A 15,463-nucleotide genomic window follows, 5' to 3' on the forward strand; every position below is an offset into this window, starting at 1 on the left:
CCTTCTTTAGTAAGAATTAAACGCCTTGGAAGATTTCGATTTCTTTGCTGTCAGCAGTTAGCTTAACGATTGCTTTACGACGACGGCTAGTAAAACCAGCGTGACGACCAACGCGTTTTGCTTTCGGCTTGTAGTTCATGATGTTCACTTTTTCTACTTTAACACCAAAGATCGCTTCAAGAGCATCTTTAACTTCTGTTTTATTAGATTTAACGTCCACATCGAACGTGTATTTTTTTTCAGCCATCATTTCCATAGAACGTTCAGTGATAACTGGGCGCTTAATGATATCACGAGGATCTCTCATTATGCAAGCACCTCCTCTACTTTTTCCACTGCCGCTTTTGTCATGATTAGCTTATCATGATGAAGCACGTCTAAAACGTTTACGCCATCAGCAGTGATTACTGTTACTCCAGGGATATTGCGAGCAGATAACTCTACAGATTCGTTTGCATCAGCAGTTACGATAAGAGCTTTCTTCTCAACAGTTAATCCTTTAAGTACTGCTAGCATGTCTTTTGTTTTTGGTGCATTTAACACTAGGTCTTCAAGAACTACAATGTTGTTCTCAACTACTTTAGTAGCTAATGCAGATTTGATTGCTAAACGACGAACTTTCTTAGGAAGTTTGTACGCATAGCTTCTTGGTGTAGGTCCGAATACCGTACCACCACCACGCCATTGAGGAGAGCGGATAGACCCTTGACGAGCACGTCCAGTTCCTTTTTGACGCCATGGTTTACGACCACCACCGCGAACTTCAGAGCGAGTTTTTACTTTGTGTGTACCTTGACGTAAAGATGCACGTTGCATCATTACAGCTTCGAAAAGTACAGCTTCATTTGGTTCGATACCGAAAATAGCTTCAGCTAATTCGATTTCACCAACCTGTGAACCAGTTTGGTTATATACAGTAACTTTTGGCATTGGAATTCCTCCTTCCTATTGTGAATTATTTGCTAACCTTCACAGCGCCTTGAACAACTACAAGAGATTTCTTAGCACCTGGAACGTTACCTTTTACTAATAATAAGTTGCGCTCAGTGTCAACTTGAACGATTTCTAAGTTTTGGATAGTAACTTGGTCTCCACCCATACGTCCAGCAAGTTTTTTGCCTTTGAATACACGGTTCGGAGCAACTGGGCCCATTGAACCTGGACGACGGTGATAGCGAGAACCATGAGACATAGGTCCGCGAGATTGTCCGTGGCGTTTGATAACACCTTGGAAACCTTTACCTTTAGAAATTCCTGTTACATCAACGATTTCACCTGTAGCGAATACGTCAACTTTTACCTCTTGACCAACCTCTAATCCGTCCACGTCTGCATCGCGGATTTCGCGAATGAAGCGCTTAGGAGTTGTAGATGCTTTGGCAGTGTGGCCTTGTTCAGGTTTGTTAGTTAACTTTTCACGTTTATCTTCAAATCCTAACTGGATTGCGTTGTAGCCATCAGTTTCAGTTGTTTTCTTTTGAAGAACAACGTTTGGATTAGCAGCGATAACTGTTACTGGGATTAACTCACCGTTCTCAGCAAATACTTGAGTCATACCGATCTTTCTTCCTAAGATTCCTTTGGTCATGAGTTACACCTCCTACATTTTTAAGTTATATAAATTATAGTTTGATTTCGATATCTACACCAGATGGTAAGTCTAAACGCATTAATGAATCTACTGTTTGTGGAGTAGGACTCACGATGTCGATTAGACGTTTGTGCGTGCGCATTTCGAATTGCTCACGAGAATCTTTGTACTTATGAACAGCACGAAGAATTGTGTAAACAGTTTTTTCAGTTGGTAATGGGATCGGACCAGAAACTGTTGCCCCAGAACGCTTAGCTGTTTCTACAATTTTCTCAGCAGACTGATCAAGAATACGGTGATCGTAAGCTTTTAAACGGATACGAATTTTTTCTTTTGCCATTATTTTCCCTCCTTCGTTCGCCTATTTCTAAAATAGACCTTCTCCATGGAAATTTCCCCACACCATGCCATGGCAAAGCGGCCGGGTGTGTCAGCAACCTTCCACTTCATCGCAGTCAAAGACCAACATTGTCTATTATACAATGTTATTCGTCTAGATGCAAGCATCTTTTTGTTTGCATCTGCTTTTCTCTACTTTTGCTATTATACATGGCACTTTAAAGAATTTCAAGTTTTCATCTACCAGAATTCACTTTACAGTTTCTGGGTTTTGTTTATTGCTTTTTATATACTATAGAAGAAACTCGTCAAAATATAAAAATATGATTTCATTCATTATAGAAACGCAAACAAAAACCCCGAGGGATTTTCCCTCGGGGTTTTTTATATCAGTTAAGATTACTCAACGATAGTAGCAACTACACCGTAACCTACTGTACGTCCACCTTCACGAATAGAGAATTTAGTTCCCTCTTCGATAGCGATTGGAGCGATAAGTTCGATAGTCATTTCGATGTTGTCACCAGGCATTACCATTTCAGTACCTTCTGGTAATTGGATGATACCAGTTACATCAGTTGTACGGAAGTAGAACTGAGGACGGTAGTTAGCGAAGAATGGAGTGTGACGTCCACCTTCTTCTTTAGATAATACGAAAACTTCAGCTTTGAATTTAGCGTGAGCTTTTACAGAACCGCTTTTTGCAAGTACTTGTCCACGTTGGATGTCTTCACGAGCAACCCCACGAAGTAAAGCACCGATGTTGTCTCCAGCTTGAGCTTGGTCAAGAAGTTTACGGAACATCTCTACACCAGTTACAGTTGTAGAAGCATTTTCTTCAGCAAGACCGATGATTTCTACTACGTCACCAACTTTAACGATACCGCGCTCAACACGACCAGTAGCAACTGTACCACGACCTGTGATAGAGAATACATCCTCTACAGGCATTAAGAATGGTTTGTCAGTTTCACGTTCTGGAGTTGGGATGTAAGCATCAACTTCAGCCATTAATTCAATGATTTTTGCTTCCCAATCAGCTTCTCCTTGAAGAGCTTTAAGAGCAGAACCTTTGATTACAGGAATGTCGTCGCCTGGGAATCCGTATTCAGATAATAGGTCGCGAACTTCCATTTCTACTAATTCTAATAATTCTTCGTCGTCTACCATGTCGCATTTGTTTAAGAATACAACGATGTAAGGTACACCTACTTGACGAGAAAGAAGGATGTGCTCACGAGTTTGAGGCATTGGGCCATCAGCAGCAGATACTACTAAGATACCGCCGTCCATTTGAGCAGCACCAGTGATCATGTTTTTAACATAGTCAGCGTGACCTGGGCAGTCAACGTGTGCATAGTGACGAGTTTCAGTTTCGTACTCAACGTGTGCAGTTGAGATTGTGATACCGCGCTCTCTTTCTTCTGGAGCAGCATCGATTTGATCGTATCCGCGTGCTTCAGCACCACCAGCTTTTGCAAGTACTGTAGTGATCGCAGCAGTTAATGTAGTTTTACCATGGTCAACGTGGCCGATTGTACCGATGTTAACATGGGGTTTAGAACGTTCGAATTTAGCTTTAGCCATTCTAAATTCCTCCTTAGTTTATATAGGTTATTTTATATTTAGGCTAGAAAGCGAAACTTGCGTCCCACTTTCTAAGCTTACATAAGTAGTTATACGTGAAGAATCGATAAAAATCAATTATTCACCTTTATTTTTTTTGATAATTTCTTCAGAAACAGACTTTGGTACTTCTTCATAGTGGTCAAACACCATAGAGAATGTTCCGCGTCCTTGAGTGTTAGAACGTAATGACGTTGCATAACCGAACATTTCAGAAAGTGGAACCATAGCGCGAACAACTTGAGCGTTACCGCGAGCTTCCATACCTTCTACACGTCCACGACGAGATGTTACGTCACCCATAATGTCACCCATGTACTCTTCAGGAATTACAACTTCAACTTTCATCATTGGCTCAAGAATTACTGGGTTACATTTAGAAACCGCAGCTTTAAGTGCCATAGATGCAGCGATTTTGAACGCCATCTCAGATGAATCGACATCATGGTAAGATCCGTCAACTAATGCAGCTTTAATGTCTACTACTGGATATCCAGCAAGTACACCATTTTTAAGTGCATCTTCAAGACCTGCGCCTACAGCTGGGATGTATTCACGTGGAACAACACCACCGACGATCTTGTTTTCGAATTCGAATCCTTTACCTTCTTCGTTAGGTTCAAACTCAATCCAAACGTGACCGAATTGTCCACGTCCACCAGATTGACGAGCGAACTTACCTTCAACTTTCGCAGCAGCGCGGAAAGTCTCACGGTATGCTACCTGAGGAGCACCAACGTTTGCTTCAACTTTGAATTCACGGCGCATACGGTCAACGATGATATCAAGGTGAAGTTCACCCATACCAGCGATGATTGTTTGGCCAGTTTCTTGGTCAGTGTGAGCACGGAATGTTGGATCTTCTTCAGAAAGCTTAGATAATGCTGTACCCATTTTATCTTGGTCAGCTTTTGATTTTGGTTCGATAGCTACAGAGATAACTGGCTCTGGGAATTCCATAGACTCAAGGATAACAAGGCTCTTCTCGTCACAAAGAGTATCACCAGTAGTAGTATCTTTTAAACCTACAGCAGCAGCGATATCACCAGCGTAAACTGTTGAAATCTCTTCACGGCTGTTAGCGTGCATTTGTAGGATACGACCTACACGCTCACGCTTACCTTTAGTTGAGTTTTTCACGTATGATCCGGAGTTTAACACACCAGAGTACACACGGAAGAATGTTAACTTACCAACATAAGGGTCAGTCATGATTTTGAATGCTAGAGCTGAGAAAGGCTCTTCATCGCTAGACTTACGTTCTACTTCTTCATCTGTATCCGGAAGAGTACCTTTGATTGCAGGTACATCTAATGGAGATGGTAGGTAGTCGATAACTGCGTCTAACAGAATTTGAACACCTTTGTTTTTGAATGCAGAACCACAGATTACTGGGAAGAATTCTACAGAAGTTGTAGCCTTACGGATACCAGCTTTAAGCTCTTCTACAGTGATTTCTTCACCTTCTAGGTACTTCATCATCATTTCTTCATCAAGCTCAGCTACCGCTTCAATAAGTTTTCCACGGTATTCTTCAGCTAGTTCTTTGTGCTCTTCAGGAATTTCAACACGTTGAATGTCTGTTCCTAAATCGTTACCGTACATGTAAGCACATTCTTCAACAAGGTCAATGATACCATTGAACTCATCTTCAGCACCGATTGGTAACTGAATTGGGTGTGCGTTTGCTTGTAAACGATCGTGGATTGTTCCTACAGAGTATAAGAAATCTGCACCGATTTTATCCATTTTGTTAACGAATACGATACGAGGTACGCCGTAAGTAGTAGCCTGACGCCAAACAGTTTCTGTTTGTGGTTCTACACCAGATTGTGCATCAAGTACTGCTACTGCGCCATCAAGTACGCGTAAAGAACGTTCTACTTCTACTGTGAAATCTACGTGACCTGGAGTGTCAATGATGTTTACACGGTGACCTTTCCATTGTGCTGTAGTTGCAGCAGAAGTAATTGTGATACCACGCTCTTGCTCTTGCTCCATCCAGTCCATCTGAGATGCACCTTCGTGAGTTTCACCGATTTTGTGAATACGTCCTGTGTAGTACAGAATACGCTCAGTAGCTGTTGTTTTACCAGCATCGATGTGAGCCATGATACCAATATTACGAGTGTTTTCTAAAGAGAACTCTCTTGCCATTTGGTGTCTTGCTCCTTCCATATATGGATTGGATTTTTTTATTTTAAGTAGCAAAAAAGCCACTTTATATTGTTACACATGTCAGTATGTCCAGTACCCTCATTATGTAAAACGAGCGCCCAACGAAAGGGAGAGGCATTCTCCCTCTCCACACTTCCATAAGCGACAAATAAAGCGGTTTATGCTTACATTTATTTTACGTTGAATCCTACCAACGGTAATGAGCAAATGCTTTGTTAGCTTCTGCCATTTTATGAGTGTCTTCACGTTTCTTAACAGATGCACCAGCGTTGTTAGCTGCATCTAAGATTTCGTTAGCAAGACGCTCTTCCATAGTTTTTTCACCACGAAGACGAGCGTAGTTTACTAACCAACGAAGACCTAAAGTTGTACGGCGTTCTGGACGAACCTCAACTGGAACTTGGTAGTTAGCACCACCAACACGACGAGCGCGTACTTCAAGAACAGGCATAATGTTCTTAAGAGCTTGCTCGAATACTTCCATTGGCTCTTTACCAGTACGTTCGCTTACGATATCGAACGCATTATAAAGAATTGTTTGAGATTTACCTTTTTTACCGTCAACCATCATTTTGTTGATAAGGCGTGTTACTAGTTTCGAATTGTACATTGGATCTGGTAACACGTCACGTTTTGCAACAGGTCCTTTACGAGGCATATTGAGTTCCTCCTTTCATTAAAAAGTTATTATTTCTTAGCCGCTTTTGGCTTTTTAGTACCGTATTTAGAACGGCCTTGCATACGCTTGTCAACACCAGCTGTATCAAGCGCACCACGAACGATGTGGTAACGTACCCCTGGTAAGTCTTTTACACGACCACCGCGAATTAATACTACGCTGTGCTCTTGTAAGTTGTGACCGATACCTGGGATGTATGCTGTTACCTCAATACCATTTGTTAAACGAACACGAGCATATTTACGTAACGCTGAGTTAGGTTTCTTTGGAGTCATTGTACCAACACGAGTACATACACCACGTTTTTGAGGTGCAGAGATATCAGTTGATTTTTTCTTTAAAGAGTTAAAACCTTTGTTTAACGCAGGTGATTTAGATTTCCATACTTTATCAGTACGACCATTTCTCACTAATTGGTTAATAGTAGGCATTTGATTATCCTCCCTTCGCATGTTTGTATGACCACATATCCAGGTGGTTCATTATTAGTTGAAAACAAAGTTTTTGCAAGGGAGAGCAAATGCTCTCTCCTCACAAAAACAGTTTTAACTTATTATTCCTATTGCTGAAGCTCCTACTTGAATCCCCGCAACTTTTCCAAGTTTACGAACTGATTCAACTTTTGTTATGGGTATGTTATGTTGCAATGCAGTACGAATAATAACATGGGTTAACCGCATATCAGCATCTTCTGCAATGACAACTTCCTTAACTATACCATTTTTGATTGCTTCCAATGTGCGTTTATGACCAACGACCACATTTTCAGCATTTGACACTTTTTGATAAGACATATAAATATCCTCCAAAGCATCGTTCAGGAGCAACCTTGCTTATAGTAACATTTTGACTCATACAATGTCAACTAGGATTAACTGTTTTTATACAAAATTTACGACGGAAAATTTTACTGTTCCACATAAACTTCATCGTTTTCTACATTCATGTCATCTTGTGTTGTTTTAACAAGATCCACTTTGCGATAACGATTCATACCTGTTCCAGCAGGAACAAGTTTACCGATAATAACATTTTCTTTCAATCCTAGAAGCTCATCACGTTTACCCTTAATCGCTGCATCAGTTAAGACACGAGTTGTTTCTTGGAACGATGCTGCAGATAGGAATGAATCTGTTTCAAGTGAAGCTTTTGTAATACCAAGTAGAACAGGTCTAGCTGTTGCTGGTTGTTTACCTTGCAGTAACACCTTCGCATTCGCATCAGTAAACTGATGGATATCTAGTAACGTTCCTGGTAATACATCTGTTTCACCTGCATCACTTACGCGAACTTTACGTAACATTTGGCGTACCATTACTTCTACGTGCTTGTCACCAATTTCTACCCCTTGCATACGGTATACTTTTTGAACTTCACGTAATAAGTATTCTTGAACTGCCGTAATGTCCGTTACTTTTAGTAATTCTTTCGGATCAATAGAACCTTCTGTTAACTCTTTACCGTGGCTAATTTTCTGTCCTGGAATTACTTTCAGACGAGCACCATAAGGAATAGCATACGTACGAGCTTCAACTTCACCCTGTACAACTACTTCTTGGCGATCTTTAACATCGTTGATCGCTGCGATAACACCGTCGATTTCACTGATAACTGCCTGACCTTTCGGATTACGAGCTTCGAAGATCTCTTGGATACGAGGTAAACCTTGAGTGATATCATCTCCGGCAACCCCACCTGTATGGAACGTACGCATCGTTAACTGTGTACCTGGCTCACCGATAGATTGAGCTGCGATAATACCTACCGCTTCCCCTACTTCTACGTCTGTTCCAGTTGCTAAGTTACGACCGTAACACTTCTTACATACACCATGGCGAGTGTTACACGTGAACGCTGAACGAATGTTTACAGTTTCAACACCCGAATTCTCAACGATATGAGCGATATCTTCAGTAATTAATTGATTTTCAGCAACTAATACTTCACCTGTTTCAGGATGTTTTACAGTTTTTCTTGCAAAACGTCCAACAAGACGATCATATAATGACTCAATAACTTCATTACCCTCTTTAATCGCACCAATTAATAAACCACGATCTGTTCCACAATCATCTTCACGAACGATTACATCTTGTGCAACGTCAACAAGACGACGTGTTAAGTAACCAGAATCGGCAGTTTTAAGTGCTGTATCGGCAAGACCTTTACGCGCACCATGCGTAGAAATGAAGTACTCAAGTACTGTTAAACCTTCACGGAAACTTGATTTGATCGGAAGTTCGATGATACGACCAGATGGATTGGCCATCAGACCACGCATACCAGCAAGCTGAGTAAAGTTCGATGCGTTACCACGGGCACCGGAATCACTCATCATGAAGATTGGGTTGCGTTTATTCAAGGACTTCATCAGTTTTCCTTGGATAACATCTTTTGCATTACTCCAAATAGAGATAACGCGATCGTAACGTTCTTCTTCCGTGATTAAACCGCGACGGAATTGTTTAATTACATTATCTACTTTTGCTTGTGCTTCGTGGAGAATTTCATCTTTTTCGCCTAATACAAGAATGTCAGATACCCCAACTGTAATACCAGCTTTTGTAGAGTATTTGAATCCTAAGTTTTTCATACGGTCAAGCATGCGAGACGTTTCTGTAATTTTGAAACGTTTAAACACTTCCGCAATGATGTTACCAAGGATTTTCTTACTAAATGGCGCCACTTCTTCGCGACTAGCAATAATTTCTTTAATGTTCGCACCTTTTTCAACGAAATATTTCGCTGGTGTTTCTTTTTCAAGGTTTGAATTTGTTGGTTCATTAATATAAGGGAACGACTCTGGTAAGATTTCGTTGAATATTAATTTACCAACTGTTGTTAATAGAAGCATACTCTTTTGCTCTTCAGTAAATGTTGCGTTGTTTACTGCGCTTGCAGCTACTGCAACACGTGTATGAAGATGTACATATCCATTTTGGTATGCAAGTAATGCTTCGTTCGCATCTTTGAAGACCATACCTTCACCGATTGCGCCTTCACGCTCAAGTGTTAAGTAGTAGTTACCTAATACCATATCCTGAGATGGAGTAACAACTGGTTTTCCGTCTTTCGGGTTCAAGATGTTTTGTGCCGCTAACATAAGAAGACGAGCTTCTGCTTGTGCTTCTGATGATAAAGGTACGTGAACGGCCATTTGGTCACCGTCAAAGTCCGCGTTGTATGCAGTACATACAAGTGGGTGAAGACGGATTGCGCGACCTTCTACTAATGTAGGTTCAAACGCCTGAATACCAAGACGGTGAAGTGTTGGTGCGCGGTTTAGAAGTACTGGATGTTCTTTAATCACAGATTCTAAAACGTCCCAAACTTCAGGTTGTACACGCTCGATTTTACGTTTCGCACTCTTAATGTTGTGTGCTAATCCTTTTTCAACTAACTCTTTCATTACGAAAGGTTTGAACAATTCAAGCGCCATCTCTTTCGGTAATCCACATTGATACATCTTTAAGTTCGGTCCTACAACGATTACAGAACGTCCAGAGTAGTCAACACGTTTACCTAATAAGTTTTGACGGAAACGTCCTTGTTTACCTTTAAGCATATGAGATAGTGATTTTAATGGACGGTTACCTGGTCCAGTAACTGGACGGCCACGACGACCATTATCGATTAATGCGTCTACAGCTTCTTGTAACATACGTTTTTCGTTTTGAACGATAATGCTTGGTGCACCTAAGTCCAATAGACGTTTTAAACGGTTATTACGGTTAATTACACGACGGTATAAGTCGTTTAAGTCAGAAGTAGCAAAACGTCCACCATCTAACTGTACCATTGGGCGTAGTTCTGGTGGAATTACTGGTAGAACATCTAAGATCATCCAAGATGGCTCATTTCCAGAGTTACGGAATGCTTCTAATACTTCTAGACGTTTAATAGCACGAGTACGGCGTTGTCCTTGTGCTGTTTTTAATTCTTCTTTTAAGAAGTCTACTTCTTTATCTAAATCGATGTCTTGCAATAGCTTTTTAATCGCTTCTGCACCCATAGCAGCTTGGAATGTGCTACCATATCGATCACGATATGCACGGTATTCTTTTTCAGAAAGTAATTGCTTCTTATCAAGTGGTGTATCTCCACTTTCTGTTACAACATAAGAAGCGAAATAAATTACTTCTTCAAGCGCGCGAGGGGACATGTCTAAGACAAGTCCCATGCGGCTCGGGATACCTTTGAAATACCAAATATGAGATACAGGAGCAGCTAATTCGATATGACCCATACGTTCACGACGTACTTTTGCACGCGTTACTTCAACGCCACATCGATCACAAACTACACCTTTATAACGTACACGTTTGTATTTTCCGCAATGACATTCCCAGTCCTTTTGTGGTCCGAAAATACGCTCACAGAACAAGCCATCTTTTTCAGGCTTTAACGTACGATAGTTAATTGTTTCTGGTTTCTTAACTTCACCGTATGACCAAGAACGAATCTTGTCAGGTGAAGCAAGTCCAATCTTCATATATTCAAAGTTATTTACATCTATCAAGGGGCCTACCTCCCTTTTAGTCTACAGGTTATCCCAATTATTCCTTAGTTGTCTCAACTTCGACATTCAATTTATCTGCTGATTGATGATCATCGTCATCTTCCGTATCACGCATTTCAATTTCTGTATCGTCGCTAGACATCATTTTAACGTCCATACCTAAACTTTGCAGCTCTTTAATCAATACTTTGAATGATTCAGGAACGCCTGGTTCTGGAACATTTTCGCCTTTAACAATTGCTTCATACGTCTTAACACGTCCAACAACATCATCAGACTTCACTGTTAAGATTTCTTGAAGAGTATAAGCAGCACCGTAAGCTTCAAGTGCCCAAACCTCCATCTCACCGAAACGCTGTCCACCGAACTGAGCTTTACCTCCAAGAGGCTGCTGCGTTACAAGTGAGTATGGTCCAGTAGAACGAGCATGAAGTTTATCGTCAACCATGTGCGCAAGTTTGATCATATACATGACACCAACAGATACGCGGTTATCGAATGGTTCACCAGTACGTCCGTCATACAGGATTGTTTTCGCGTCATTTGCCATACCAGCTTCTTCAATTGTGCCCCAAACATCTTCCTCACGAGCACCATCGAATACTGGTGTTGCAATGTGAATGCCAAGGTATCTTGCTGCCATACCAAGATGGAGCTCTAATACCTGACCGATATTCATACGAGATGGTACCCCTAATGGGTTTAACATGATATCGATTGGCGTACCGTCTGGTAAGTAAGGCATATCTTCTTCTGGTAAAATACGAGAGATAACACCTTTGTTACCGTGACGTCCGGCCATCTTGTCACCTTCAGAAATTTTACGTTTTTGAACGATATATGCACGTACAAGTTGATTCACGCCTGGTGGCAATTCATCGCCATCTTCGCGGTTGAATACTTTTACGTCTAAGATAATACCGCCACCACCGTGTGGTACACGTAGTGATGTATCACGTACTTCACGTGCTTTTTCTCCAAAGATTGCATGTAATAGACGTTCTTCAGCTGTTAATTCTGTTACACCTTTAGGTGTTACTTTACCAACAAGTAAATCTCCATCTTTTACTTCCGCACCAACGCGAATGATACCGCGCTCGTCAAGGTTACGTAATGCATCTTCCCCAACGTTTGGAATGTCACGTGTAATTTCTTCTGGTCCAAGCTTCGTATCACGAGCTTCTGACTCATATTCTTCAATATGAATAGAAGTGTACACATCATCTTTTACAAGGCGCTCACTCATGATGATCGCATCCTCGTAGTTATAACCGTCCCAAGTCATGAAGCCAACAAGCACGTTACGTCCAAGTGCTAGTTCACCTAATTCCATAGAAGGACCATCCGCAAGGATTTCACCTTTTACAACTTCATTTCCAACACTTACGATTGGACGTTGGTTGTAGCAAGTTCCTTGGTTAGAACGAATGAATTTTTGCATTTTGTAGCGATCTAAATCGCCTTTTACTGTTTGACCGTCAACTTCTACATAGCGACGTACCCAAACTTCACGTGCTTCTACGCGCTCAACAATACCAGGGTGTTTACAGATTACTGCAGCACCTGAGTCTTTTGCTGATACGTACTCCATACCTGTACCTACAATCGGAGATTCCGGATTCATTAACGGAACCGCCTGACGTTGCATGTTCGCTCCCATAAGTGCGCGGTTAGAGTCATCGTTTTCTAAGAACGGAATACAAGCTGTCGCTGCCGACACTACTTGTTTTGGTGATACATCCATGTAGTCGATGCGTTCTTTATTTGTGACAATGTTTTCACCACGGAAACGAGCTACGATATCTTCATCAAGGAATTCTCCTTCTTCCGATAACTTCATGTTCGCTTGGGCTACAACATAATTATCTTCTTCATCTGCTGTTAAATAATCAACATGCCCTGTTACAAGACCAGTTTCTGGGTCAACACGACGGTATGGTGTTTCAATGAAACCAAACTCATTTACTTTCGCGAACGAAGATAATGAGTTAATCAAACCGATGTTTGGTCCCTCTGGTGTTTCAATTGGACACATACGACCATAGTGAGAGTAGTGAACGTCACGCACTTCAAAGCCTGCGCGCTCACGCGTTAAACCACCCGGTCCTAATGCAGATAGTCTTCGTTTGTGAGTTAACTCTGCTAATGGGTTTGTTTGGTCCATGAACTGAGATAACTGAGAACTTCCGAAGAACTCTTTAATAGATGCAATAACAGGACGAATGTTAATTAGCGCCTGTGGTGTAATTGCATTTGTATCTTGGATCGACATTCTCTCACGAACAACACGTTCCATACGAGAAAGACCGATACGGAATTGATTTTGTAATAGTTCTCCAACGGAACGCAGACGACGGTTTCCTAAATGGTCGATATCATCTGTATCCCCTACTTTGTATAGTAGGTTGAAGAAGTAACTGATAGAAGCAAGAATATCACCTGGTGTGATGTGTTTTACATCGCGAGTAATATTTGCATTACCAATTACGTTAATTACGCGTTCGCCTTCCGACTCAGGAGCATAAATCTTAATAGATTGCAGCTCAACATCGCCTTCTACCACTCCACCCATTGGTTTCGCTGTTTTGAATCCAATGTTTTTCTCTAAGTAAGGTAAAATGCGATCAAGTGTACGACGATCTAAGATTGTTCCTTCTGCCGCTAAAATTTCACCAGTTTCTGGATCCACTAATGTTTCAGCTAAACGTTGATTAAACAATCTGTTTTTAATGTGTAACTTCTTGTTGATCTTGTAGCGACCTACATTTGCTAAATCGTAGCGCTTTGGATCGAAGAAACGAGACACAAGTAAGCTCTTAGCATTTTCTACTGTTGGTGGTTCACCAGGACGTAGACGCTCATAAATTTCAAGCAATGCTTTTTCTGTGCTATCTGTGTTGTCTTTTTCTAATGTGTTGCTTAAGTATTCGTTATCACCTAAAAGCTCGGTGATTTCTTGATCAGAGCCAAACCCTAATGCGCGTAACAAAACAGTTACAGGAAGTTTACGCGTACGGTCAATACGCACATATACAACATCCTTAGCATCTGTCTCATACTCTAACCAAGCTCCGCGGTTTGGAATTACAGTAGCAGTAAAACCACGTTTTCCGTTTTTATCCACTTTGCCACTATAGTATACGCTTGGAGAGCGAACTAACTGGGAAACGATAACACGTTCTGCACCGTTAATTACGAATGTTCCAGTCTCTGTCATGAGTGGGAAATCTCCCATGAACACATCTTGTTCTTTTACTTCACCAGTTTCCTTGTTGATTAGACGCACTTTTACACGAAGTGGTGCTGCATACGTCACATCACGCTCTTTGCATTCGTCTACAGAGTATTTAGGTTCACCCAAGCTGTAGTCGATAAATTCAAGCGATAGATTTCCCGTAAAGTCTTCAATCGGAGAAATGTCTTGGAACATTTCTCGCAAACCCTCATCAAGAAACCACTGATAAGAAGAGGTTTGAATTTCGATAAGATTTGGTAACTCTAATACTTCACTAATACGGGCATAACTTCTTCGTTGGCGGTGGCGTCCGTATTGAACTAGTTGACCTGTCAACTGCTTCACCCCTCAAATCATGAGTATTATAAATGCACAAAAAAATTTGTGCAAAATCACAAATAAATACAACTACTGCTATCTAGCGTAGTCTTTTTTCTCTTAAAGATAAATACGTTGAGTCTTTCTACCTGCTCAAAAAAGAAAAATGGCTTCTATAAGAAAACCATCATTCTGTTTCATAATCTGCTGATTTTACTATCTTTTCCAAGAGAAACAAAAATATACATCTTTCTCAACGCAGAAAATCATATATTGGCATTGTATAATGTTAACATAGCCAAAAATAACCGTCAACGTTTTTTTGATTTTATGATATAATATCCTTTTTTCTTTTCTACAACTTCGACTTCAGAAAATACTTCTTCTAGTTTTTTTAGCGCAGATGGTGCACCTTGCTTCTTTTGAATAACAATCCACAACTCTCCACCTGGAACTAAATGCTCTACAGCTTTTTCTAAAATCTCATGCACGATATCTTTACCTGCACGAATCGGAGGATTAGATAGAATAGCAGCATAGATACCATCTACATTTTCATAGACGCTACTTTGAAAAATGTGCACATTTCCAATTCTGTTGTTAGCGGCATTTTCTTTCGCAAGCTCAAGTGCCCTTTCATTCACATCCACCATGTGAACTTTACAGTCTTGAAACTCTTTCGCCAACGATAAACCAATTGGTCCATATCCACAACCTACGTCTAATATATCACCTTTAATATCTGGCACTTGAAACGCTTCAATTAAAAGACGAGAACCAAAGTCCACTTCGTTTTTCGAGAACACCCCACGGTCAGATAAGAAAGTAAATTGAGATCCACGAAGGGTAAATTCCCATCGCTTACGATCACTTTTACTAGAAGGGTCGTTAGAAAAATAATGGTCTGCCATATGGCCACCTCTTTTCTTTACAGTTAAAAAAAAAGCTCGCATGAGAGCGAGCTTTTTTTAAAGCATC

The 15,463-nt window shown here is 40.8% G+C and carries 12 protein-coding genes; all 12 read right to left on the bottom strand.

Annotated elements, in window-relative coordinates; genetic code table 11:
* Nucleotides 1-16: 16 nt before the first annotated feature.
* The gene (gene rplW, locus COL05_RS17670; RefSeq protein WP_001205558.1) at nt 17-307 is read right to left on the bottom strand and encodes a 50S ribosomal protein L23; all 291 of its coding nucleotides are present in this window, start codon (nt 305-307) and stop codon (nt 17-19) included.
* The gene (gene rplD, locus COL05_RS17675; protein ID WP_001127258.1) at nt 307-930 is read right to left on the bottom strand and encodes a 50S ribosomal protein L4; all 624 of its coding nucleotides are present in this window, start codon (nt 928-930) and stop codon (nt 307-309) included. Before rplD ends, rplW begins: the two co-directional genes overlap by 1 nt.
* 25 nt (nt 931-955) lie before the next feature.
* Nucleotides 956-1,588: a 50S ribosomal protein L3 gene (rplC, locus tag COL05_RS17680; protein ID WP_000160207.1), complete on the bottom strand. Its 633-nt coding sequence runs from the start codon at nt 1,586-1,588 to the stop codon at nt 956-958.
* A 34-nt stretch (nt 1,589-1,622) separates the two neighbouring features.
* Nucleotides 1,623-1,931 carry a 30S ribosomal protein S10 gene (gene rpsJ / locus COL05_RS17685; protein ID WP_001040596.1) on the bottom strand — a complete coding sequence of 103 codons (309 nt, stop codon included), beginning with the start codon at nt 1,929-1,931 and terminating at the stop codon, nt 1,623-1,625.
* 398 nt (nt 1,932-2,329) lie between these two features.
* Nucleotides 2,330-3,517 carry an elongation factor Tu gene (gene tuf / locus COL05_RS17690; RefSeq protein WP_001029614.1) on the bottom strand — a complete coding sequence of 396 codons (1,188 nt, stop codon included), beginning with the start codon at nt 3,515-3,517 and terminating at the stop codon, nt 2,330-2,332.
* 117 nt (nt 3,518-3,634) lie between these two features.
* On the bottom strand, nt 3,635-5,713 hold the full coding sequence (gene fusA / locus COL05_RS17695) for an elongation factor G (RefSeq protein ID WP_000090372.1): 2,079 nt from the start codon (nt 5,711-5,713) through the stop codon (nt 3,635-3,637).
* A gap of 208 nt (nt 5,714-5,921) precedes the next feature.
* Nucleotides 5,922-6,392, bottom strand: a complete 471-nt coding sequence (gene rpsG / locus COL05_RS17700; RefSeq protein WP_001137493.1) for a 30S ribosomal protein S7 — start codon at nt 6,390-6,392, stop codon at nt 5,922-5,924.
* A 29-nt stretch (nt 6,393-6,421) separates the two neighbouring features.
* A complete protein-coding gene (gene rpsL / locus COL05_RS17705) occupies nt 6,422-6,844 on the bottom strand; it encodes a 30S ribosomal protein S12 (RefSeq protein ID WP_001142340.1) in 423 nt (140 codons plus the stop codon).
* A 114-nt stretch (nt 6,845-6,958) separates the two neighbouring features.
* Nucleotides 6,959-7,207 carry a 50S ribosomal protein L7ae-like protein gene (locus COL05_RS17710; protein ID WP_000121830.1) on the bottom strand — a complete coding sequence of 83 codons (249 nt, stop codon included), beginning with the start codon at nt 7,205-7,207 and terminating at the stop codon, nt 6,959-6,961.
* Nucleotides 7,208-7,320: 113 nt separating this feature from the next.
* Nucleotides 7,321-10,932 (bottom strand): DNA-directed RNA polymerase subunit beta', encoded by a 3,612-nt coding sequence (gene rpoC, locus COL05_RS17715; protein WP_000567937.1) that lies wholly within the window; start codon nt 10,930-10,932, stop codon nt 7,321-7,323.
* A 37-nt stretch (nt 10,933-10,969) separates the two neighbouring features.
* A complete protein-coding gene (rpoB, locus tag COL05_RS17720) occupies nt 10,970-14,503 on the bottom strand; it encodes a DNA-directed RNA polymerase subunit beta (RefSeq protein WP_000147554.1) in 3,534 nt (1,177 codons plus the stop codon).
* A gap of 293 nt (nt 14,504-14,796) precedes the next feature.
* On the bottom strand, nt 14,797-15,396 hold the full coding sequence (locus COL05_RS17725; RefSeq protein WP_098669543.1) for a class I SAM-dependent methyltransferase: 600 nt from the start codon (nt 15,394-15,396) through the stop codon (nt 14,797-14,799).
* Between the last annotated feature and the right edge of the window lie 67 nt (nt 15,397-15,463).

Source organism: Bacillus sp. AFS059628, from assembly GCF_002571225.1.
In the GTDB taxonomy this organism is placed as follows: Bacteria; Bacillota; Bacilli; order Bacillales; family Bacillaceae_G; genus Bacillus_A.